The organism is Enterobacter sp. PL_is379, from assembly GCF_055817355.1.
Map to the genome: position 1 here is coordinate 78,850 of NZ_JBVPGT010000022.1, position 22,041 is coordinate 100,890.

26 protein-coding genes and 1 other annotated feature are annotated in these 22,041 nt (G+C 54.4%); of the genes, 16 read left to right on the forward strand and 10 right to left on the reverse strand.

The features are described 5' to 3' along the window. Positions 1–22: 22 nt before the first annotated feature. Complete coding sequence (gene sohB / locus AC0TOY_RS04285; protein WP_024907118.1) at positions 23–1,069, reverse strand: protease SohB; 1,047 nt, start codon at positions 1,067–1,069, stop codon at positions 23–25. A gap of 251 nt (positions 1,070–1,320) precedes the next feature. On the opposite strand from sohB, the gene AC0TOY_RS04290 reads away from it, so the two are divergent. Together AC0TOY_RS04290 and cobO are read left to right on the forward strand one after the other, a co-directional pair. Further along, positions 1,321–2,082, forward strand: a complete 762-nt coding sequence (locus tag AC0TOY_RS04290; RefSeq protein ID WP_024907117.1) for a YciK family oxidoreductase — start codon at positions 1,321–1,323, stop codon at positions 2,080–2,082. Beyond that, a complete protein-coding gene (cobO, locus tag AC0TOY_RS04295; RefSeq protein ID WP_024907116.1) occupies positions 2,079–2,669 on the forward strand; it encodes a cob(I)yrinic acid a,c-diamide adenosyltransferase in 591 nt (196 codons plus the stop codon). The genes AC0TOY_RS04290 and cobO overlap by 4 nt, the downstream gene beginning before the upstream one ends. Before the next feature lie 35 nt (positions 2,670–2,704). On the opposite strand, the gene rluB is transcribed toward cobO, so the two are convergent. From rluB to rnm, 3 genes are all read right to left on the reverse strand, one after another. Next, positions 2,705–3,580 (reverse strand): 23S rRNA pseudouridine(2605) synthase RluB, encoded by an 876-nt coding sequence (rluB, locus tag AC0TOY_RS04300; protein WP_023312076.1) that lies wholly within the window; start codon positions 3,578–3,580, stop codon positions 2,705–2,707. Between the two features lie 96 nt (positions 3,581–3,676). After that, complete coding sequence (locus tag AC0TOY_RS04305) at positions 3,677–4,297, reverse strand: L-threonylcarbamoyladenylate synthase (RefSeq protein ID WP_003856793.1); 621 nt, start codon at positions 4,295–4,297, stop codon at positions 3,677–3,679. After that, complete coding sequence (rnm, locus tag AC0TOY_RS04310; RefSeq protein WP_032647580.1) at positions 4,294–5,175, reverse strand: RNase RNM; 882 nt, start codon at positions 5,173–5,175, stop codon at positions 4,294–4,296. Before rnm ends, AC0TOY_RS04305 begins: the two co-directional genes overlap by 4 nt. 139 nt (positions 5,176–5,314) lie before the next feature. On the opposite strand from rnm, the gene trpL reads away from it, so the two are divergent. From trpL to AC0TOY_RS04345, 7 genes are all read left to right on the forward strand, one after another. Beyond that, on the forward strand, positions 5,315–5,359 hold the full coding sequence (gene trpL, locus AC0TOY_RS04315) for a trp operon leader peptide (RefSeq protein WP_106993556.1): 45 nt from the start codon (positions 5,315–5,317) through the stop codon (positions 5,357–5,359). Then, positions 5,336–5,429 (forward strand) — a sequence feature (Trp leader region). Its footprint overlaps the gene before it by 24 nt. Before the next feature lie 25 nt (positions 5,430–5,454). Then, positions 5,455–7,017: an anthranilate synthase component 1 gene (locus tag AC0TOY_RS04320; protein WP_048990764.1), complete on the forward strand. Its 1,563-nt coding sequence runs from the start codon at positions 5,455–5,457 to the stop codon at positions 7,015–7,017. After that, complete coding sequence (gene trpD, locus AC0TOY_RS04325) at positions 7,017–8,612, forward strand: bifunctional anthranilate synthase glutamate amidotransferase component TrpG/anthranilate phosphoribosyltransferase TrpD (protein ID WP_032647582.1); 1,596 nt, start codon at positions 7,017–7,019, stop codon at positions 8,610–8,612. Before AC0TOY_RS04320 ends, trpD begins: the two co-directional genes overlap by 1 nt. 3 nt (positions 8,613–8,615) lie before the next feature. After that, entirely contained in the window at positions 8,616–9,974 is a 1,359-nt protein-coding gene (gene trpCF, locus AC0TOY_RS04330) for a bifunctional indole-3-glycerol-phosphate synthase TrpC/phosphoribosylanthranilate isomerase TrpF (protein WP_473721520.1), read from the forward strand. A 10-nt stretch (positions 9,975–9,984) separates the two neighbouring features. Further along, a complete protein-coding gene (trpB, locus tag AC0TOY_RS04335; protein ID WP_023312081.1) occupies positions 9,985–11,178 on the forward strand; it encodes a tryptophan synthase subunit beta in 1,194 nt (397 codons plus the stop codon). Beyond that, entirely contained in the window at positions 11,178–11,987 is an 810-nt protein-coding gene (trpA, locus tag AC0TOY_RS04340; protein ID WP_473721521.1) for a tryptophan synthase subunit alpha, read from the forward strand. The genes trpB and trpA overlap by 1 nt, the downstream gene beginning before the upstream one ends. 216 nt (positions 11,988–12,203) lie before the next feature. Then, a complete protein-coding gene (locus AC0TOY_RS04345; RefSeq protein WP_473721522.1) occupies positions 12,204–13,079 on the forward strand; it encodes a GNAT family N-acetyltransferase in 876 nt (291 codons plus the stop codon). A 76-nt stretch (positions 13,080–13,155) separates the two neighbouring features. Here AC0TOY_RS04345 and AC0TOY_RS04350 read toward each other — a convergent pair whose 3' ends face one another. Further along, positions 13,156–13,572, reverse strand: a complete 417-nt coding sequence (locus AC0TOY_RS04350; RefSeq protein WP_024907108.1) for a hypothetical protein — start codon at positions 13,570–13,572, stop codon at positions 13,156–13,158. A 249-nt stretch (positions 13,573–13,821) separates the two neighbouring features. On the opposite strand from AC0TOY_RS04350, the gene yedE reads away from it, so the two are divergent. Further along, complete coding sequence (gene yedE / locus AC0TOY_RS04355) at positions 13,822–15,033, forward strand: selenium metabolism membrane protein YedE/FdhT (protein WP_473721523.1); 1,212 nt, start codon at positions 13,822–13,824, stop codon at positions 15,031–15,033. Further along, on the forward strand, positions 15,030–15,263 hold the full coding sequence (gene yedF, locus AC0TOY_RS04360; protein ID WP_003856774.1) for a sulfurtransferase-like selenium metabolism protein YedF: 234 nt from the start codon (positions 15,030–15,032) through the stop codon (positions 15,261–15,263). The genes yedE and yedF overlap by 4 nt, the downstream gene beginning before the upstream one ends. 156 nt (positions 15,264–15,419) lie before the next feature. Here the strand turns inward: yedF and AC0TOY_RS04365 are convergent, their stop codons facing one another. Together AC0TOY_RS04365 and ompW are read right to left on the reverse strand one after the other, a co-directional pair. Next, on the reverse strand, positions 15,420–15,629 hold the full coding sequence (locus tag AC0TOY_RS04365; protein ID WP_473721524.1) for a hypothetical protein: 210 nt from the start codon (positions 15,627–15,629) through the stop codon (positions 15,420–15,422). 145 nt (positions 15,630–15,774) lie between these two features. Beyond that, the gene (gene ompW / locus AC0TOY_RS04370) at positions 15,775–16,407 is read right to left on the reverse strand and encodes an outer membrane protein OmpW (RefSeq protein WP_032674934.1); all 633 of its coding nucleotides are present in this window, start codon (positions 16,405–16,407) and stop codon (positions 15,775–15,777) included. A 281-nt stretch (positions 16,408–16,688) separates the two neighbouring features. Here ompW and AC0TOY_RS04375 point away from each other — a divergent pair, with 281 nt between their 5' ends. The 4 genes from AC0TOY_RS04375 to yciA all read left to right on the forward strand — a co-directional run bounded on the left by AC0TOY_RS04375 (position 16,689) and on the right by yciA (position 18,958). After that, complete coding sequence (locus AC0TOY_RS04375; RefSeq protein ID WP_032645143.1) at positions 16,689–17,093, forward strand: YkgJ family cysteine cluster protein; 405 nt, start codon at positions 16,689–16,691, stop codon at positions 17,091–17,093. Between the two features lie 25 nt (positions 17,094–17,118). Continuing rightward, positions 17,119–17,862 (forward strand): YciC family protein, encoded by a 744-nt coding sequence (locus AC0TOY_RS04380; RefSeq protein ID WP_024907104.1) that lies wholly within the window; start codon positions 17,119–17,121, stop codon positions 17,860–17,862. A 56-nt stretch (positions 17,863–17,918) separates the two neighbouring features. After that, positions 17,919–18,458: a septation protein A gene (locus AC0TOY_RS04385; protein WP_032647595.1), complete on the forward strand. Its 540-nt coding sequence runs from the start codon at positions 17,919–17,921 to the stop codon at positions 18,456–18,458. A 104-nt stretch (positions 18,459–18,562) separates the two neighbouring features. Beyond that, a complete protein-coding gene (gene yciA / locus AC0TOY_RS04390) occupies positions 18,563–18,958 on the forward strand; it encodes an acyl-CoA thioester hydrolase YciA (RefSeq protein WP_473721525.1) in 396 nt (131 codons plus the stop codon). Positions 18,959–18,998: 40 nt separating this feature from the next. Here the strand turns inward: yciA and tonB are convergent, their stop codons facing one another. Further along, positions 18,999–19,721 (reverse strand): TonB system transport protein TonB, encoded by a 723-nt coding sequence (tonB, locus tag AC0TOY_RS04395; protein ID WP_157189934.1) that lies wholly within the window; start codon positions 19,719–19,721, stop codon positions 18,999–19,001. A 220-nt stretch (positions 19,722–19,941) separates the two neighbouring features. Here tonB and AC0TOY_RS04400 point away from each other — a divergent pair, with 220 nt between their 5' ends. Beyond that, positions 19,942–20,238: a YciI family protein gene (locus tag AC0TOY_RS04400; RefSeq protein ID WP_024907101.1), complete on the forward strand. Its 297-nt coding sequence runs from the start codon at positions 19,942–19,944 to the stop codon at positions 20,236–20,238. A 29-nt stretch (positions 20,239–20,267) separates the two neighbouring features. Here AC0TOY_RS04400 and AC0TOY_RS04405 read toward each other — a convergent pair whose 3' ends face one another. Together AC0TOY_RS04405 and leuE are read right to left on the reverse strand one after the other, a co-directional pair. Further along, positions 20,268–21,233 (reverse strand): bifunctional helix-turn-helix transcriptional regulator/GNAT family N-acetyltransferase, encoded by a 966-nt coding sequence (locus AC0TOY_RS04405; protein WP_473721526.1) that lies wholly within the window; start codon positions 21,231–21,233, stop codon positions 20,268–20,270. Between the two features lie 93 nt (positions 21,234–21,326). Continuing rightward, the gene (gene leuE, locus AC0TOY_RS04410; protein ID WP_023312092.1) at positions 21,327–21,962 is read right to left on the reverse strand and encodes a leucine efflux protein LeuE; all 636 of its coding nucleotides are present in this window, start codon (positions 21,960–21,962) and stop codon (positions 21,327–21,329) included. Between the last annotated feature and the right edge of the window lie 79 nt (positions 21,963–22,041).

A 22,041-nucleotide genomic window follows, 5' to 3' on the forward strand; every position in this document is an offset into this window, starting at 1 on the left:
GGCATGTGCCTCGCGTTTTTGTTTACAGCAGCGGTTTTTGTCCGCGCTGTAGCCAGCGCAGCAGCAGGCGGTCCGCGCTTTCTGCCGCACTGTTGGTAAAGCGGTCAAGAAGCCGCTTACGCTGGGTAAAGCGCACGCCCACCAGTTCCCGGCCTTCCATCAGGTTGAGCAGCAGATCGTCGCTGGTTCCGACTTCATCCACCAGCCCTTTCTCCTGCGCCTGGACGCCGTACCAGTGCTCGCCTGTCGCAACTTGTTCAATATCGAGCGTCGGGCGCATACGATGCACAAAGTCTTTAAAGAGGTGATGCGTTTCGTTGAGATCTTCACGGAACTTTTGACGCCCTTCTTCCGTATTTTCCCCCAGCAGCGTCAGGGTACGTTTATACTGACCCGCCGTGTGAAGTTCGATATCAATCTCTTTATTTTTCAGGAAGCGGTTAAAGTTCGGAATTTGCGCGACCACGCCGATCGAGCCAATGATAGAGAACGGTGCGGCCACAATTTTGTCCGCCACGCAGGCCATCATGTAGCCTCCGCTGGCCGCCACTTTATCCACGGCCACGGTCAGCGGGATCTGTTTTTCACGCAGGCGCTGCAGCTGTGAGGCGGCCAGTCCGTAACCGTGAACCACCCCGCCCGGGCTTTCAAGACGCACGACAACCTGATCCTGCGGTGTCGCCACGGCCAGAACGGCAGTTACTTCCTCCCGCAGAGAGGAAACCTCATGCGCATCCATACTGCCTTTAAAATCGAGCACATAGACACGTGGAGTGGCCTTATCCTGCGGCGCATTGAGCTTCGCTTTTGCCTTTGCCGCTTTGGCTTCCTGTTTATGCTTTTTCTTCTGCGCTTTCAGCCAGAGTTTCTGTTGATGACTATCAAGCAGCGCCAGAGACATATCTTCCTGCATCTCTTTGTATTGCTCGCTCAGGCGGGTGATGCGTAACTCCCCTCGCTGACGCTTGCGCTGCGTCAGGTTGACAATCAGAACGGCAACCACCGCAATGGCAATCACCACCGTCGCGATTTTGGCCAAAAACAACCCATATTGAGAAAGTAATTCCACGCGTTCCACCTTGATTTAACCACGAATCTTTCACGGCAGTGTACATCAGCCCTGCCCATGCGTCTCGCTCGTGACATTACCTCTGCGAGCCGCCTTCAGGAATCCCCGTACTGGCGTTTAAATATTTGCAAATTGTTAATTTTACAGTAATGCGTCCTGTAGACTGATTGAATTATTAGGCTAATTCGGGCATAAAGCCGAAAAGTCATCATAAAGGCGCCATTGCATCACCGGTCGCCTGAGGAGTCACCGTGCATTATCAACCGCAAAAAAATCTGCTGCAAAACCGGATTATTCTTGTCACCGGTGCCAGCGACGGGATTGGCCGCGAGGCGGCCCTGACCTACGCCGATTACGGCGCGAACGTTATTCTGATCGGGCGCAACGAAGAAAAACTGAAAAACGTCGCTCAGGAGATTGAGGCTGTATGCGGCACACCGGCCCCGTGGTATACACTCGATTTGCTGACCTGCACGCCCGAAGTATGCCAGGAATTAGCCCGGCGCATCAGCGCCCACTATCCGAGACTCGACGGCGTACTGCATAACGCCGGTTTGTTAGGCGAAGTGCGTCCGATGGATGAACAGGATCCTGATATCTGGCAGCAGGTGATGCAGGTCAACGTCAACGGGACGTTTTTCCTGACCCAGGCACTGCTTCCTTTATTACTCAAATCGGATTCAGGTTCACTGGTGTTCACCTCCTCCAGCGTTGGCCGTGAGGGACGCGCAAACTGGGGAGCCTATGCCGTATCAAAATTCGCGACCGAAGGCATGATGCAGGTGCTGGCGGAGGAGTACCAGAGCCGCCATCTGCGCGTAAACTGCATCAACCCGGGCGGTACGCGCACCAAAATGCGCGCCAGTGCGTTCCCGAGCGAAGATCCGCAGAAGCTGAAAACCCCGGCAGACATTATGCCGCTCTATCTCTGGCTGATGGGCGACGACAGCCGCCGCAAAACCGGGATGACCTTTGACGCCCAGCCGGGCCGTAAACCAGGAATTTCGCAATGAGTGAAGAACGTCATCAGCAGCGCCAGCAGCGTCTGAAAGAACAGGTCGATGCGCGCGTCGCGGCGGCACAGGACGAGCGTGGGATCGTCATTGTCTTTACCGGCAACGGCAAGGGGAAAACCACCGCCGCATTCGGTACGGCGACACGCGCCGTCGGACACGGGCAAAAAGTGGGCGTGATCCAGTTTATTAAAGGCACATGGCCCAACGGCGAGCGCAATTTGCTGGAGCCTCACGGCGTCGAGTTTCAGGTAATGGCAACCGGGTTTACGTGGAATACCCAGAACCGGGAAACGGATACCGCCGCCTGTCTCGCCGTCTGGGAGCATGCAAAGAGAATGCTGGCCGATCCTTCGCTGAATATGGTTCTGCTGGATGAGATAACCTATATGGTCGCCTACGACTACCTGCCGCTGGAAGCCGTGCTGGATGCTCTGAAGAACCGTCCTGTACACCAGACGGTTATCGTCACGGGGCGCGGATGTCATCGGGATATTCTGGAGATGGCCGATACCGTGAGCGAGCTGCGTCCGGTCAAACATGCGTTTGATGCGGGTATCAAAGCGCAAATTGGCGTTGATTACTAAAGAAAAAAGCCCGGTGAGTTCACCGGGCTTTTACATTAACCGTTGTTATTACGGCTGCCGGAGCGGCGACTGCTGCTCACCTGGCTGTGGCGCTTCACCGCGCGACGGATCTGATTCGCCTTCATGCGACGACGATCTTTTTCCACCGCCACTTTTGAGGTGGTTTCCGGCGTCAGGCCGACCAGCTCGCGCAGGTAGTTGGTTTGGGTCAGATCCAGTTCGGTATAACCACCGCGTGGCAGACCTTTCGGCAGCAGGATATCGCCGTAACGGACACGGATAAGACGGCTAACCTGTACGCCTACCGCTTCCCAGAGACGACGCACCTCGCGGTTGCGGCCTTCGGTCAGGGTCACGTTGTACCACTGGTTGATGCCTTCCCCACCGGTAAATTTGATGGTTTTGAACGCCGCAGGACCGTCTTCCAGCTGAACGCCACGCGACAGATCGCGCAGTTTATTCTCATCAACCTGGCCAAATACGCGCACCGCGTATTCACGTTCTACTTCACGGCTTGGGTGCATCAGACGGTTTGCCAGTTCACCATCGGTGGTAAACAGCAGCAGACCGCAGGTGTTCACGTCCAGACGACCAACGGCAATCCAGCGAGCGCCGCGCAGTTTAGGCAGACGGTCAAACACCGTCGGACGACCTTCCGGGTCGTTGCGGGTGCACAGCTCGCCTTCCGGCTTGTAGTAAGCCAGCACGCGACAGATTTGTTCAGCGGACTCTTTCACGGAGATAAGATGACCGTCGATGCGGATCTTCAGCCCCGGTACGATTTCAACGCGGTCACCCAGCGTGGCGATTTTACCGTCCACACTCACGCGACCCGCTTCAATAATGGCTTCGATTTCACGGCGTGAGCCGTGGCCGGCACGCGCCAGCACTTTCTGTAACTTCTCGCTCATTGAGCTTCCTCAGGTGTCGCCTTCACAGGCGTCGAATCAGGTCAAAAGAGGGCTGAGCCCTGCTTTGATGGCCGCGTAGTATATCTGCTTATACCTTTACAAGAAAGGCTTTACATCACCCACGCCTTCACGAATCACTTCCGGTGCATCTTCGGTTAAGTCGACCACGGTGGTCGGCTGCTGGCCGAGATAGCCGCCGTGAATAATCAGCTCGACCACCTTCTCCAGACGATCCTTGATCTCTTCCGGATCGGACTCGGTAAATTCACTTCCCGGCAGCATCAGCGAGGTAGAGAGCATCGGCTCGCCGAGGGTTTCCAGCAGCGCCTGCGCAATCGGGTTCGACGGCACGCGCATGCCGATAGTCTTACGCTTTTCCTGCAGCAGGCGGCGCGGCACCTCTTTCGTCCCTTTCAGGATGAAGGTGTAGTTGCCCGGCGTGTTGTTCTTAATCAGGCGAAACGCCACGTTATCGACATACGCATAGGTCGACAGTTCAGAGAGATCGCGGCACATCAGGGTAAAGTTATGGCCGTCCGGCAGCTGGCGAATACGACAAATGCGTTCCATCGCCCCTTTATCTTCAATTTTGCAGCCCAGCGCGTACCCTGAATCGGTCGGGTAGACAATCACGCCGCCTTTGCGGACGATCTCCACGGCCTGGTTGATCAGACGTGGCTGTGGGTTATCCGGATGGATATAGAAAAACTGACTCATACTTCCCTCTCTTCAATTTGCTGCGGCTGTTCCCAGAGCTGCCAGACCGGCTCAACGCCAGCAGGCAGCCAGAGCTTGCGCCCCAGTTCGATCCAGGCGCAGGGCTGATGGAAATCAGAACCCTGTGACCCAAGCAGACCGAACTGGCGGGCATAGGTCGCGAGCTGCGCGCGTTCGTTGGGCGCCTGCTGACACTGGGCGACTTCCATCGCCTCGCCACCGCATTCGGCAAAGTGTGCCAGCAGCCTTTTCAGCCATTTAGCAGAAAGATTATACCGCCCCGGATGGGCCAGTACGGCCTTACCGCCAGAATGATGAATCACATCAATAGCTTGTTTTATTGTACACCACTGTGGCGGAACGTATCCGGTTTTCCCGCGCGCCAGATACTTTTTAAAAACATCCGCCATGGTCGTCGCTTTGCCTGCTTCAACCAGAAAACGGGCGAAATGACCGCGGGTGACTGCCCCGCCGTTCGCCAGCTTTTGCGCACCTTCCAGCGCGCCCGGAATATGCGCCTTTTCCAGACGCTCGCCGATCATCTCTGCGCGCTGGTTGCGGCGCGTTTTTTGTTCTTGCAAAAAGGCAATAAGTGCCGGATGGTCTATATCGATGTTCAGGCCAACGATATGAATCTCATGGTTTTCCCAGACGGTCGAAATCTCAACGCCGGACACAAGATTCAGCGCCAGCCCGCTGCGGGCGATCTCAGCGCGCGCCGCCGGAATGGCATCTGTCGTATCGTGATCGGTTATCGCCAGCGTACCGACACGCATTTCAACGGCACGATGAACCAGGGCTTCGGGTGTCAGCAGGCCATCAGAGGCCTGAGTATGGCTGTGTAAATCATAAATAATGGCGTAGGTGGTATCGCTCAAAGCACTTCCCATAACAGGTTGGAGACATCCGAAAACCCCATGATACCGACTTCACGCGAAATTCTGAAATCAAGGGTTGACAACACGCCATCGAACTAGTTAACTAGTACGCAAGTTCACACGAGAAAGGTATCTGAAAATGACAGCACATTTCACTCTGCACGGTTGGTGGCGTACTTCCTGATCATCGGGCAGTGTCACGCGTCTGCGAAATGCAAACAGATACCCGCCCGCTACTCAGCGGGCTTTTTTTTGAACAGAATAAATGAGAACACCAACATGCAAACAGCCAAACCTCATCTCGAATTGCTGACCTGCGAGGCGGCCTATCGCCACAACCCCACCGCGCTGTTTCATCAGGTGTGCGGGGCACGTCCGGCAACGCTGCTGCTGGAATCTGCAGACATCGACAGCAAAGACGATCTCAAGAGCCTGCTGCTGGTCGACAGCGCGCTGCGCATTACCGCTTTAGGTGACACTGTCACAATTAAGGCGCTGTCAGATAACGGCGCATCGCTGCTGCCGCTGCTGGATGCAGCCCTGCCTTCAGGCATTGAAAACGAACGTCATCCAGAAATGCGCATTCTGCATTTCCCGCCGGTGAGCCAACTGCTGGACGAAGACGCGCGCCTCTGCTCCCTGTCCGTTTTCGATGCCTTCCGCCTGCTGCAGAACCTGGTTACCGTGCCGGAAGACGAGCGTGAGGCGATGTTCTTTGGTGGGCTGTTTGCCTATGACCTGGTAGCCGGATTTGAAGATTTGCCGGAAACCGAACAGGGTAATCGCTGCCCGGACTATTGTTTCTATCTGGCTGAAACCCTGCTGGTGATCGACCATCAGAAACAATACACCCGTATCCAGGCCAGCCTGTTCACGCCTTCGACAGCCGAGAAAAACCGTCTTGAGCACCGCATCGCGCAGCTCCAGCAGCAGATGACGGAAGCGCCCCCTGCACTTCCGGTGCAGCGGGTGGAAAAAATGACCTGCGATGTGAACCAGACTGACGATCAGTACGGCGCCGTGGTTCGCCAGATGCAAAAGGCGATTCGCGCCGGGGAAATTTTCCAGGTGGTACCGTCCCGTCGCTTCTCTCTGCCCTGCCCGTCGCCGCTCGCCGCCTACGACGTGCTGAAAAAGAGCAACCCAAGCCCATACATGTTCTTTATGCAGGACAACGACTTCACGCTGTTCGGCGCCTCGCCGGAAAGCTCGCTGAAATATGACGCCACCAGCCGCCAGATTGAGATCTACCCGATTGCCGGAACCCGTCCGCGTGGACGTCGCGCCGATGGCTCCCTGGATCGCGATTTGGACAGCCGTATCGAACTGGAAATGCGTACCGATCATAAAGAGCTCTCCGAGCACCTGATGCTGGTTGACCTGGCGCGTAACGATCTGGCTCGTATTTGCACCCCGGGCAGCCGCTACGTGGCGGACCTGACTAAAGTCGACCGCTATTCGTTCGTGATGCACCTGGTCTCTCGCGTGGTTGGCGAGCTGCGCCACGACCTCGACGTGCTGCACGCCTACCGCGCCTGCATGAACATGGGCACCCTGAGCGGTGCGCCGAAAGTGCGCGCCATGCAGCTGATTGCCGCGGCCGAAGGACGCCGTCGCGGCAGCTACGGCGGCGCTGTGGGCTACTTCACGGCCCACGGTGACCTCGATACCTGCATCGTGATCCGCTCCGCCTATGTCGAAGACGGCATTGCCACCGTCCAGGCGGGTGCCGGAATTGTTCTTGATTCTGTTCCGCAGTCTGAAGCTGACGAAACGCGCAGCAAAGCCCGTGCGGTCCTTCGCGCCATTGCTACCGCACACCATGCACAGGAGATTTTCTGATGGCTGACATTCTGCTGCTCGATAATATCGACTCCTTTACCTATAACCTGGCAGATCAGCTGCGTGCGAATGGCCACAACGTTGTTATCTACCGCAACCACGTCCCGGCGCAGACCCTGATTGACCGTCTGGCAACCATGCAAAACCCGGTGCTGATGCTCTCCCCCGGGCCAGGCGCACCGAGCGAAGCAGGCTGTATGCCGGAGCTGCTGACCCGCATGCGCGGCAAGCTGCCGATTATCGGCATCTGCCTCGGCCATCAGGCAATTGTTGAAGCCTACGGCGGCTACGTCGGCCAGGCGGGTGAGATCCTGCACGGTAAAGCGTCCAGCATTGAACATGACGGCCAGGCAATGTTTGCCGGGCTGCCGAACCCGCTCCCGGTCGCGCGCTATCACTCGCTGGTTGGCAGCAATATTCCCGCCGGGCTGACCATTAACGCCTCGTTTGAAGGGATGGTGATGGCGGTACGTCACGATGCGGATCGCGTCTGCGGCCTGCAGTTCCACCCTGAATCGATCCTGACCTCCCACGGCGCCCGCCTGCTGGAGCAGACGCTCGACTGGGCGTTACAGAAGCTGGAGCAGACCAATACCCTGCAGCCGATTCTGGAAAAACTGTACCAGGCGCAGACCCTGAGCCAGCAGGAGAGCCACCAGCTCTTCTCCGCCGTGGTTCGCGGCGAGCTGAAGCCTGAGCAGCTGGCGGCCGCGCTGGTGAGCATGAAAGTGCGCGGCGAAAGCCCGCAGGAGATCGCCGGTGCCGCTACGGCCCTGCTGGAAAATGCCGCCCCGTTCCCGCGCCCGGACTATCAGTTTGCCGATATTGTTGGCACCGGGGGAGACGGCAGTAACAGCATCAATATCTCCACCGCCAGCGCCTTCGTGGCGGCGGCGTGTGGTTTAAAGGTCGCAAAACACGGTAACCGCAGCGTTTCCAGCCGGTCTGGTTCTTCCGATTTGCTCGCCGCATTCGGTATTAATCTCGATATGAACGCCGAGCGTTCCCGTGAAGCGCTGGATGACCTGGGCGTCTGCTTCCTGTTTGCGCCGAAGTATCACACCGGTTTCCGCCACGCGATGCCGGTTCGTCAGCAGCTTAAAACCCGCACGCTGTTTAACGTGCTCGGCCCGCTGATCAACCCGGCGCACCCGCCGCTGGCGCTGATTGGCGTCTACAGTCCGGAACTGGTACTGCCGATTGCCGAGACGCTGCGCGTGCTGGGTTACCAGCGTGCCGCCGTGGTGCACAGCGGTGGTATGGACGAAGTGTCACTGCATGCGCCAACGCTGGTAGCCGAACTGCGCGACGGTGAAATCCTGAGCTACCAGCTGGAAGCCGCTGACTTTGGTTTAACCCCGTATCACCAGGAAGCGCTGGCCGGCGGTACGCCGGAAGAAAACCGTGACATTCTGACGCGCTTATTACAAGGTAAGGGAGAGGTCGCTCATGAGGCCGCCGTTGCTGCCAACGTCGCCATGCTGATGCGTTTGCACGGTGAGGAAGACCTGAAGGCCAACGTTCAAAAAGTTCTGGATGTACTGCGCTCCGGTGCAGCTTACGATCGCGTTACCGCACTTGCGGCAAGAGGGTAAAGAATGCAGACCGTTTTAGCGAAAATCGTTGCCGATAAGGCCATCTGGGTGGAAGCCCGCAAGCAACAGCAGCCGCTTGCCAGTTTCCAGAACGACGTCGTACCAAGCCAACGTCGTTTCTATGATGCCCTGCAGGGTGCGCGCACCGCGTTTATTCTTGAGTGCAAAAAAGCCTCCCCGTCTAAAGGCGTTATTCGTGACGATTTCGACCCGGCACGTATTGCCGGTATTTATAAGCATCATGCGTCAGCCATCTCCGTGCTGACGGATGAGAAATATTTCCAGGGCAGCTTCGATTTTCTGCCGATCGTCAGCGGCATCGCGCCGCAGCCGATCCTGTGCAAAGACTTTATTATCGATCCGTATCAGATCTGGCTGGCGCGCTTTTACCAGGCCGACGCCTGCCTGCTAATGCTCTCGGTACTTGACGACGAGCAGTACCGCCAGCTTTCCGCCGTGGCGCACAGCCTGAACATGGGCGTGCTGACCGAAGTGAGTAATGAAGAAGAGCTGGAACGCGCGATTGCGCTGGAAGCCAAAGTGGTTGGCATTAACAACCGCGATCTGCGTGACCTGTCCATTGACCTGAACCGCACGCGTCAGCTGGCACCGCGTCTGGGCGCTGGCGTCACGGTCATCAGCGAATCCGGCATTAACAGCTACGCCCAGGTGCGCGAGCTGAGCCACTTCGCCAACGGTTTCCTGATTGGCTCCGCCATGATGGAACATGACGATCTCAATGCGGCAGTACGTCGTGTGCTGCTGGGTGAAAACAAAGTCTGCGGCTTAACTCGCGAACAGGACGCCCAGGCCGCGTATGAAGCCGGAGCGATTTATGGCGGGCTGATTTTTGTGCATTCCTCTCCTCGCGTGGTCAGCGAAGAGCAAGCGCGTAAGGTCATCGCCGCGGCTCCGCTCAGCTATGTTGGCGTGTTCCGCAACGCAGATATTGCAGATGTTGCGGCAAAAGCCGACGCGTTATCCCTGAGCGCGGTGCAGCTCCACGGCGATGAAGATCAGGCCTATATCGATGCCCTTCGCGCCACGCTGGCACCGCAGGTACAGATCTGGAAAGCGCAACGCGTTGACGATACGTTGCCCCCGCGTAACCTGAACCACGTGGATAAATACGTCCTCGATAACGGTCAGGGCGGAACCGGCCAGCGTTTTGACTGGTCTCTGCTGAACGGTGAAAAGCTGGACAACGTTCTGCTGGCGGGCGGATTAAGCCCGGACAACTGTGTAGAAGCCGCGAAAACCGGCTGCGCAGGCCTCGATTTCAATTCAGGCGTAGAGTCCCAGCCGGGTATTAAAGATGCCAGCAAACTGGCCTCGGTTTTTAAAACTCTGCGTGCATATTAAGGAAGAGAAGATGACGACATTACTTAACCCGTATTTTGGTGAGTTCGGTGGGATGTACGTCCCGCAAATCCTGATGCCCGCGCTGCGCCAGCTGGAAGAAGCGTTTGTGAGTGCGCAGAAGGATCCGGCGTTTCAGGCGGAATTTACCGACCTGCTGAAAAACTATGCAGGCCGCCCAACGGCCCTGACCAAATGCCGCAACCTGACGGAAGGCACGAAAACCACGCTGTATCTGAAGCGTGAAGACCTGCTGCACGGCGGCGCACATAAGACTAACCAGGTGCTGGGCCAGGCGCTGCTCGCTAAGCGTATGGGTAAAACCGAAATCATCGCCGAAACAGGTGCAGGCCAGCACGGCGTGGCCTCGGCGCTCGCCAGCGCCCTGCTCGGCCTGAAATGCCGCATCTATATGGGGGCGAAAGACGTTGAGCGTCAGTCTCCGAACGTTTTCCGTATGCGTCTGATGGGTGCGGAAGTGATCCCGGTGCACAGCGGCTCCGCGACGCTGAAGGATGCCTGTAACGAAGCGCTGCGCGACTGGTCTGGCAGCTACGAAACCGCACACTATATGCTCGGTACCGCGGCGGGCCCGCACCCGTTCCCGACCATCGTGCGTGAATTCCAGCGCATGATCGGGGAAGAGACCAAAGCGCAGATCCTCGAAAAAGAGGGTCGCCTGCCGGATGCGGTCATCGCCTGCGTCGGCGGCGGATCTAACGCCATTGGCATGTTCGCAGACTTTATCGACGACACCAGCGTGGGTCTGATTGGCGTCGAGCCTGCGGGTCACGGCATTGAATCGGGTGAACACGGCGCACCGCTGAAGCATGGCCGCGTGGGGATCTACTTCGGCATGAAATCCCCGATGATGCAGACCGATGAAGGCCAGATTGAAGAGTCTTACTCTATCTCTGCCGGCCTCGACTTCCCGTCCGTCGGGCCGCAGCACGCCTATCTGAACAGCACCGGTCGCGCGGACTATGTCTCCATTACCGATGACGAAGCGCTGGAAGCGTTCAAAACGCTGTGCCGTAGCGAAGGGATCATCCCGGCGCTGGAGTCTTCACACGCTCTGGCCCATGCGCTGAAAATGATGAAAGAAAATCCGGAAAAAGAACAGTTGCTGGTGGTGAACCTTTCCGGTCGCGGTGACAAAGATATCTTCACCGTTCACGATATTCTGAAAGCACGAGGGGAAATCTGATGGAACGCTACGATAACGTATTTGCAGAACTGAAATCCCGCCAGGAAGGCGCGTTCGTTCCCTTCGTCACCCTTGGCGACCCTGGCCCTGAACAGTCGCTGAAGATCATCGACACCCTGATTGAAGCCGGTGCCGATGCGCTTGAGCTGGGCATCCCATTCTCTGACCCGCTGGCGGATGGCCCGACCATTCAGAATGCGACGCTGCGCGCGTTTGCCTCGGGCGTCACGCCGACCCAGTGCTTCGAGATGCTGGCGGCGATCCGTCAGAAGCACCCCACTATCCCGATTGGCCTGCTGATGTACGCCAACCTGGTATTCAACCGCGGTATCGATGAGTTTTACGCCGAGTGCGCGCGCGTGGGCGTCGACTCCGTTCTGGTGGCCGACGTGCCGGTTGAGGAGTCTGCGCCATTCCGCCAGGCGGCAATGCGCCATAACGTTGCCCCGATTTTCATCTGTCCACCGAACGCTGATGACGAACTGCTGCGCCAGATAGCCTCTTACGGGCGCGGTTACACCTACCTGCTCTCCCGCGCAGGTGTGACCGGTGCCGAGAATAAAGCCGCATTGCCGCTGCATCACCTGGTGGAGAAGCTGGGCGAGTACCATGCCGCACCTCCGCTGCAGGGTTTCGGGATTTCATCCCCGGATCAGGTCACCGCAGCGATTGAGGCGAAAGCAGCAGGTGCCATCTCCGGCTCTGCGATTGTGAAGATCATCGAAAAGAACGTGGACAAGCCAGAGCAGATGCTGGTCGAGCTGAAAGCGTTTGTGACTGCAATGAAAGCGGCGACGCGTAAAGCCTAACCCTTCGACCGTCTGGCATCCCAGCCAGACGGTCCTCTTTTTTTACACGCTCTCTTCATTTCCAGCGCTCATATCAGTTGCAATAAATAGCACGCTAATACTTAATTCATCCCTTCACTAAACAAGTAGTCAACAATATCTCTTTGTCGATTTACATACTGCAAAGAATGTATAAAGTATGCGTATATCTGTTATTGCAAAAAATATTTGGTCAAAATGTTAAGAAGTTTCATTTGTGGATGGGAAGAGTGCGACCTGAGTATTTACCGTCAGGCTTATTCTGTTTATGGCGGAAGTGTATGCACACACCCGGATGTGCTAACTTACCTGGCAAACAAACGAAAAAAAGACATTCGTTTTTTCTGTAGAAAAAAAGATGGTATTATTGTTTCATCAACTTACTCCATCAGTGGATCCCTGAATCTCTATTCAAAATCGCACCCGTTTGTTTTTGAGGATATAATATTACCCAGCGCCCCTCATTCAAAATTTTTCCTTCCCGTCAGGACAAAAAAACTTTCGCCATTACAGAAAAATGCGTTCATCAATTCATTCAGCAGTAAAATGCTGAATGATGAGATATGTCATATGAAATCTGTATTTTCTCCAAAAACGATTAAGAAAAGAAATGGCGAAAGGAATCGTTTCCTCAAGCTTGGAGGGGAAATACTGGATGTGAATACTCTTTCTGCTGAGGAAATTTGCGACAGTTACATAAACTTATTTAATGCTCGCTGGCGCGGTAAGATATCACCCTATCCAAGAGATAACCTGCTGGATGCTATTGAAAATCTGAGGCATATGGTTTTTGGCTCCGCGCTCGCATTCAATAAAAAAATCATAGCAATTGATTTAATATTCAAAACTGAATGCCCCGAATGGATCTATTTCGATGACATCAATGGTGGATATGATCCCCAATATAATGACATTGGTGCGGGGAGCGTCTTGCTCTGGGAAAATTATAATCGCGCCCGAGAGCTGTGTGAGCGGGATGAGAAACAAATCATATTCTCATTGGGAAAAAACTTCGCCGGAATGGAGTATAAAAAACAGTGGTGTAATATCATTCCTCTGAGACGTGTATTTTGATGAAATTTTATGACGTACCTTAGCTGTACGTCTTATAAAAAATAAGACTACGGCCACTCGGATCTTTGCAAACTTCTTAGTCCATTATCTGCTGAGCACTTTTCATGGTGACATTTTTGTTTGCAATTTCTCTTGCGGCCTCTTTAAGGGCTATATTCATCGCCACCGTTGTTACTGGCTTTGCAACGCCTTTTACGCGATTTGATTTACTCTGAAAAACATAGATATCCAGGGGGTTAGCTAGCTTTCTTTTATTAAATAATTGCCGCAGTATCTTGCACAGTCTCACTGTCCGCGACTCAAATTTTGGTGTTGCCGCGAGATACAACAGATCATCGTTAATATCACTGTATTTTATGTTTACAACCCGGCAGCTTTCAGTACGTAAAAAAAATAACGTCAACCATAAATCACCCCACGTCTTTGAAATTCGGTACAACTTCTGATGAATGACCATGAATTCATCAGTGGTTATAGAATCAGTTTTCGCCATTGAAAACGCCTGCATCGAGCTTTAGCATGCCTTAACATAACATTAACTATTTAAATATTTATTCAACGCCTGTGCTGTCGCATCCTGAAGCCAGGCGTGGCTGAATAAGCCGCTCGGTTTAGTGATAAAAGTCATGAAAAAGGGATGTATTTTAGAGAAAGGCATCAGTGAGGTTTTAGAGTAAGGAAAAAAGTTATATATTCCAGTCCGTTAATTCCACATATTCCTTCTGAGTTCAGAGGCTTCTTCATGTCATGGCAATTCTTCAAACAGACTTACCTGGTTAAGTTCTGGTCACCTGTTCCGGCCGTTATCGCGGCAGGCATTCTCTCTACTTATTATTTTGGCATAACCGGTACCTTCTGGGCCGTAACCGGCGAGTTCACCCGCTGGGGTGGCCAACTGCTGCAACTCGCTGGCGTACATGCCGAAGAGTGGGGCTACTTTAAACTCATTCATCTGGACGGTACGCCGCTCACCCGCATCGACGGGATGATGATCATCGGCATGTTCGGCGGCTGTTTCGCTGCGGCGCTGTGGGCAAACAACGTTAAGTTGCGTATGCCCAAAAGCCGGATCCGTATTCTGCAGGCGATTATCGGCGGCATAATTGCCGGATTCGGCGCGCGCCTGGCGATGGGGTGCAACCTTGCCGCCTTCTTTACCGGGATCCCTCAGTTTTCTCTTCACGCCTGGTTCTTTGCTGTCGCCACGGCCATTGGCTCTTACTTTGGTGCAAAATTCACTCTACTGCCGCTGTTTCGCATTCCAGTGAAAATGGTAAAAGTCAGCGCAGCGTCTCCGTTAACCCAGAAGCCCTCTCAGGCCCGCCGCCGTTTCCGCCTCGGAATGCTGGTCTTTTTCGCCATGGTGGCATGGGCGCTCTGCACCGCCCTGAACCAGCCTAAGCTCGGTCTGGCGATGCTGTTCGGCGTGGGGTTTGGCCTGCTCATTGAACGCGCGCAGATCTGCTTCACCTCCGCGTTTCGCGATATGTGGATCACCGGGCGCACGATGATGGCGAAGGCGATTATCGCCGGGATGGCGGTCAGCGCCATCGGCATCTTCAGCTATGTTCAACTGGGCGTCGAACCGAAAATCATGTGGGCCGGTCCTAACGCGGTCATTGGCGGCCTGCTGTTCGGCTTCGGGATCGTGCTGGCTGGCGGGTGTGAAACCGGCTGGATGTATCGCGCCGTCGAAGGTCAGGTTCACTATTGGTGGGTGGGTCTGGGAAATGTGATTGGCTCGACGATCCTGGCGTACTACTGGGATGACGTGTCTCCCGTCCTGGCCACCAGCTGGGACAAGGTTAACCTGCTGAATACCTTCGGGCCTCTCGGCGGCCTGCTCGTCACCTACGCTCTGCTGTTGGTCGCTTTTTTACTGGTCGTCGCACAGGAGAGACGTTTCTTCCGCCGTGCGAGCGTTAAAACAGAAACGCAGGAGAATGCAGCATGAAAGAGATTGTGCCTGATTATCGTCTGGATATGGTTGGCGAGCCCTGTCCATATCCGGCGGTGGCTACGCTTGAAGCGCTGCCGCAGCTTAAGAAAGGTGAAATTCTGGAGGTAGTCAGCGACTGCCCGCAGTCCATCAACAACATACCGCTGGATGCGAAAAACCACGGTTATACGGTGCTGGATATCCAGCAGGATGGCCCAACCATTCGCTATCTGATTCAAAAATGATCGTTAAGGGCCTCGTCAGGGGCCTTTATCGTATTGAATTATAAGACATCTTGATCCACGGCAAAAACGTGATTTTTGACTTAAGTAAAATCTCATTTCCCTTTTGAAGGAGGTTTTCGCGGTTTGATGTATTTACGAGCTTTACTGGTTTTCGCCTTATTGATTCCCTTCCATGCGCTGTCCCTGAATTTCTCTTCTACCTTCCTGCGCCTGAATTGTCCGCAACGCGGACTTGTCGAGGTTATTCTGCACGTTTATGACCATACCCAGGAACGGTGGCGCGGTCATTTTGAAACCGGCGCGGGACATAAACGTGCGGGTGATACCGAAATTATCCCGTTTGCCAACGGCGATATTCTCTTCCATTCCCTGTCCAGCGACGCTTTCAGCTATTTATATGATGGGGAAACGATCCTGAGGCACTGCGTAAAGCTTGATGAGCGGCCGGTTTATCCGTCGTTTTGAAGTGAGCAAAGCAAACTGGCCACCCTGTGGCCAGTTTGACGTGGGATCAGAAACGATAACCCGCAGAGAACATAAACACCCACGGATCCAGGCGAGTATTGATACTTTGCTGCTGGCCGCCCGCCTTGAAGCGTACGTCCGTATCAATATCCATATACCAGACCGAGGCGTTGATCAGCCAGTCGCGGTTAATCAGGTAATCCAGACCGACCTGCCCCGCCATGCCCCACGAATCTTTCAGGCTGAGGTCCGTCAGACCCGCCTCTTTACCGGTATCGTTGAATTTCTCATCAAAGAAGGTGGTGTAGTTCACACCGGCGCCAATATAAGGACGCACCTTGCTGCTTGAGTCGCCAAAGTACCATTGCGCCATCAGCGTTGGCGGTAAATGGTGAACCGTGGCGATATCACCGGTTGGTCCTAAACCGACGCGATGACGGAACGGCGTTGCGGCCAGAAGCTCAACGCCCACGTTATCCGTCGCCATCCAGGTAAAGGTTAAACCTAACTGGGTGTTATTACTGACGTTAAAACCGCCCATTCCCAGCACGTTATCCGATCCTTCAGTTGGGCGAACCGTAGCCGAACCGGCACGAATAAAGAATTCGCCTGCTTCATGCGCATACGCGCCGCCAGAGAGACTGCTTAATACAAGGGCTGCCACCGCTAATTTTTTCATATCCGCTCCATCGTTGTGGTTTTAATCGCGGGTGAGAATATACTCACAAAAGGGTAATAAGTGATCTGCCACAGATCACATTAAAACCAGTAACTTAACATTCATTGATCTGGATTAATTTTTTGTTACGCATCCAAAACCAATAAGTTGTTTCCATGTCAATTTTTGGCATTTCACGGTTACAAAATTTTCCCTTTTCCCCCTCTTGCTCTTCCTCTGGCGGCTGGATAATTTATCGCTTCACAAGTTGATTTGATGCGTTCTTCTTTTGCAGGTGTGCCATGAGTGATATTAACCCGTGCATGACGTGCGGAGCCTGTTGTGCGTATTTTCGAGTCTCTTTCTACTGGGCCGAAGCCAGCGATGGCGGCGGTGCCGTTCCGGTTCATCTTACTGAGCCGTTAACCCCCTTTCTGCGCTGCATGAGCGGCACAAACCAAAAGCAGGTCCGCTGCGTCGCGCTACAAGGCGAGCCTGGGGTCTCTACCCGGTGTTCTATCTATGAGGATCGCCCCAGCCCGTGCCGGGAATTTGCCATGTCGGGGGAAGATGGGCAGGTCAACGAAGCCTGTAACCGCGCCCGCGCCCGCGTTGGATTACCGCCGCTTTACAAAGATATGCTTTTCCATACAAGCCTTGATGCTGCCACAGCAGGTGCATCCGGTGTACAATTGCCGGCTAATTAACACCTGCAATACTCAAGGAGAGTGCATGTCTATCACGGCGAAGTCTGTCTACCGTGACACGGGAAACTTTTTCCGCAATCAGTTCATAACCTTTTTACTGATCGCGTTGCTATGTGCCTTTATCACGGTGGTGCTGGGCCATGCCTTCTCACCGAGTGAAGAACAGATTGCCAGCCTCAGCCAGGGCGACCACCTTGCGGGTAGCGTGGGGTTGTTTGAACTGGTGCAAAACATGACGCCTGAGCAGCAGCAAATTCTGCTGCGCGCTTCTGCCGCGTCCACGTTCTCAGGCCTGATTGGTAATGCAATTCTGGCGGGCGGCGTTTTGCTGATGATTCAGCTGGTATCGGCGGGTCACCGGGTCAGCGCCTTGCGGGCGATTGGTGCCAGCGCGCCGGTCTTACCTAAGCTGTTTATCCTGATCTTTTTAACCACCCTGCTGGTGCAGATGGGGATTATGCTGGTCGTGGTGCCGGGTGTGTTACTGGCTATCGTGCTCTCATTTGCGCCGGTGATGGTCGTGCAGGATAAAATGGGGATTTTTACCGCGATGCGCGGCAGCATCCGACTGGCATGGGCTAATATGCGTCTGGTGGCGCCCGCCGTGATCGTCTGGCTGCTCGCCAAAACGCTGCTGTTACTGTTTGCGCCGAATTTTGCGGTATTAACGCCCAATGTTGGCGCGGTAGTGGCGAATACGCTGAGCAATCTGATTTCAGCGGTACTGCTGGTCTATCTGTTCCGCCTGTATATGTTAATTCGTCAGTAATCCCGAGGCGGGGGGCATCGCTGTCTCCCGCCCCGCTCAGAAGATGGAATCACAGAATGAAGCAGTTTCTTGATTTTTTACCGCTCGTGGTCTTTTTTGCTTTTTATAAGCTGTACGATATTTATGCCGCCACCACTGCGCTGATCGTTGCGACCGCCGTCGTACTGATTTACAGCTGGGTTCGCTATCGTAAAGTCGAAAAAATGGCGCTGGTTACCTTCGTCCTGGTCGCCGTTTTCGGCGGGCTTACCCTGTTCTTCCACAATGATGAATTTATTAAGTGGAAAGTGACCGTCATTTACGCGCTGTTTGCGGGCGCATTGTTAATCAGCCAGTGGGTGATGAAAAAGCCGCTGATCCAGCGCATGCTGGGCAAAGAGCTGACGCTGCCTCAACACGTCTGGTCCCGTCTGAATATCGCCTGGGCGGTCTTCTTTATTCTCTGCGGTCTCGCTAACATCTATATTGCTTTCTGGCTGCCGCAGAATATCTGGGTCAATTTTAAGGTCTTTGGCCTGACCGCGCTGACGCTTATCTTCACGCTGTTAAGCGGCGTTTATATCTATCGCCACATGCCGCAGGACGACAAGCACTGATTACTGACTGACCAGAACGTCAACGACAGGCGTTCTGGTCTATTCTCTCCGCTTTGAAATCATAGTAGCATCCCGCCTGAAGTCTTCCGTTACGAGTTAAAACAATGACAACAACTAACGCCCCTCAGGGCGAACTGGTTTTACGCACACTGGCAATGCCCGCTGACACCAATGCCAATGGCGATATTTTTGGCGGCTGGCTGATGTCGCAGATGGATATGGGCGGCGCAATTCTGGCAAAAGAGATCGCCCACGGGCGCGTGGTGACGGTGCGGGTGGACGGCATGACCTTCCTGCGCCCGGTTGCGGTAGGGGATGTGGTTTGCTGCTACGCGCGCTGCTTGAAACGCGGCAATACCTCCATTTCCATCAACATCGAAGTCTGGGTGAAGAAAGTCTCTTCTGAGCCCATTGGGCAGCGTTATAAGGCCACTGAAGCGCTGTTTATTTACGTCGCAGTAGACAGCGAGGGTAAACCTCGTCAACTTCCACAGGCCTGATCGACAGGCAAAAAAAAAAGCCTCCTTTCGGAGGCTTTTTTTATTCCATCTGCGCCCCGCCGTTCAGGCGGAAAACGATATTAACAATCAATCCGTTGCCCGGCTTGCCTGGCTCGTAGCGCCATCTGCGCATGGCAGATTTCACTTCGCGCTCAAACATATTAGAAGGCTGAGCAGATAAAATTTCCACGTTATCCACGCGTCCATCCGCGGTCACGTCAAATTTCACCCGTACGCGGCCTTCAATACGTAAGGCCTGAGCTCGCGCCGGATATTGGGGCTGGTTCCGGCTTACGGCACGCGGGCCCGCTGGCGCGGTAACCGTTGGCTTTGAAGTCGTTGCCGTATTGTTCATCACCGGACGTGAAGGCGCTGCATTTTCGACCGGCTGGGTCGCGCGCGGTTCAACCGGACGTTCCTCGCGTTTCGGACGCTCTTCGACCTTCTTCACCGGTTTTGGCTTCGGCTTAGGTTTTGGCTTCGGTTCAGGCTTGTGGATCACCACCGGGGCTTCCTTCGGTGGCGCCGGAACAGGCTCGGGTTCTGGCTCCGGTTCAGCCACCGGCTGTGGCGGCGGAGGGGCAACCTGCGGCGGTTCAAGATCCGCTGGCGAGACCATCGTCACCGAAATCGGCTGCGCGGGCGCTGGCATTTCAATAACCTGATGAACCGAGGTATACAGCAGACCCGCCACAACGGCACCGTGAATCACGACAGAAAGCAGCGTCGGCCAGGGAAAGCGGCGAGGTAAATCAAGGGTCATCGAAGTCATAGTCATCAACGTTAAAAAACCGAACACTGATTTTAAATGCAAATAGCAATCATATTCAATAAGACACTTTGTTCTGACGCAACTTTAGCGCATGAGAGGCCAAAAAAGGCGCATTCAGATCAGGGTATTAACATTGTTTTTATTTTACATTGCAGTCGTTTGCCCTTTCACATAACGTAACTGACACTTTTACCGGTTAAGGAGCTTCGCCGTGTTTTACGTGATTTACTCTGAAGATGTTGCTGATTCGCTCGAAAAACGCCAGGCTGTGCGCCCTGCGCATCTGGCACGTTTGCAGTTGCTTCAGGATGAAGGTCGATTACTGACCGCCGGCCCTATGCCTGCAGTAGACAGTAACGATCCGGGCGCCGCCGGTTTTGCCGGCTCTACGGTTATTGCTGAGTTTGAATCCCAGGAAGCCGCTCAGGCCTGGGCTGACGCAGATCCGTATGTTGCAGCAGGTGTGTATGCGAAGGTGACGGTTCGACCGTATAAGAAAGTGTTCTGATATCAAAGCGGCTCCGCAAGGAGCCTTTTTTATAGCGCCGGTTGTGCGTCTTTATACCGGGTAAACTGCTGCTCTGTAATCAGGCTTCCCCACTGGTCGCCTTCCCACTCTTTTACCAGCGTAAACCCAAACGACTCGTACAGGCGCCGGGCGGCGGTCAGCTTATTGAATGTCCAGAGGTGCACGGCTGAAAAACCGGCGCTGTCGCAAAAACGAATCGCTTCATTCAGCAGTCTTTTCCCCACGCCGTGTCCCCGGCAGCCATCATCAAGAATAAACCAGCGAAGATGGGCTTCACCCGTTGCCAGATCCTCGCCATCGATCGCCACTGACCCCACTATCCTGCCGTTCATCATTGCCAGCCAGATCTGGTTGCACGGCTTATCCAACCGTTCACTAAATTCTGCGAGTCCTGTCGCCACTTTGGCCTCAAAAAAGCGGCCAAAATGATGTTCACGAGCGTAATAACTCCCGTGCATTTCCGCTATACGGCCAATCATGCCGGGGATATACCCCTGCACTATCGTAAGCTCGTCAGGGTGCGTCTCGTTGCCCGACTCACGGCATGCCTGCAGCGCATTGGCATAAAGGGTGAGCCCCTCCGAAATGGTCTGCTGCTGGGCAGGAGCAAGACATTTTATTGCTGAGACCACGCGCTCATTGCTGAAGGTATTAATTTTACTGACCGTCTCATGCCCTTTCTCGGTCAGCCTGAGGCTCTTTGCTCTCGCGTCCTCAGTAGAAATAACTTCCTCGAGTTCGCCAGCAGCAATCAGGCGAGACAGCATCCGGCTGACGCTGGACTTTTCCAGGCCCAGCAGTTGCACCAGCTGACTCGCCGTCATCTGTTTGCGTAAGGCGATTTCGACCAGGGTATGGACGGCCGAAGGTGAGTAGCTCGTTGAGGCCAGGGTTGAACCCATAAAACCTAACTCTCGCACCATGAGGCGCGAGGAACGTCGAATAACGCTGACTACCGGGGTTTCGCTGTGCATGTTCTGTCCTCACCATTTAGTTGTACTATACAACTAAATGGTGAGGCGTTGTCAAACAGAATGAAAAAAGCTCCCGCAGGAGCCTTTCATCAATCAATGCAGCGACGCTAACCTCGCCGCAAACCCGACAAACAGCAGCCCTATCAGCCCGTTCCCCAGTTTTGCCAGTTTCTTTTTCGTTTTGAGATAACGCGTGACAAACGCACCGGAGAAGATCAGGAAGCTCATGTACATGAAGCTTATCAACTCAAGCGTCGTCGCGAGGATAAGGAAAGAGGTGCCGGTGCTCTGTGCGTTCACGTCAATGAACTGAACGAAGAACGATACGTAGAACAGAATCGCTTTTGGATTGGTCAGGCTCAATACCAGCGAACGTTTCATGATCATACTGGCAGGTTCGGGGCCGCTCTCATGCGCGTTTTTCTGACGGTTCACCACCGACCAGAGCATTTTGCCCCCCAGCCACAGCAGATAGAAGGCGCCCAGATAGCGCACGATGTTAAACAGCACCGGCGTGGTCTGGATTAATGCTGCGACACCCGCCCAGGCCAGAAACATCAGAACCGCATCACCGATAAACACGCCTGTGGCGGCGAGATACCCTTTTTTAACGCCGTGACCAATCCCGGTTTTCAGCACAAACAGGGTATTCGGCCCCGGTACCAGCACGATAAAAAATGCGCCAACAACATACGTCCAGAAATTCAGTACGCCAAACTCCGCAAACACTTCTTCTCCCTCCTTTTGCTCAATACAGCAGGAATAGCGCTGCAAATACGCTACTCCTAAAAATCAGACGCTACAAAAT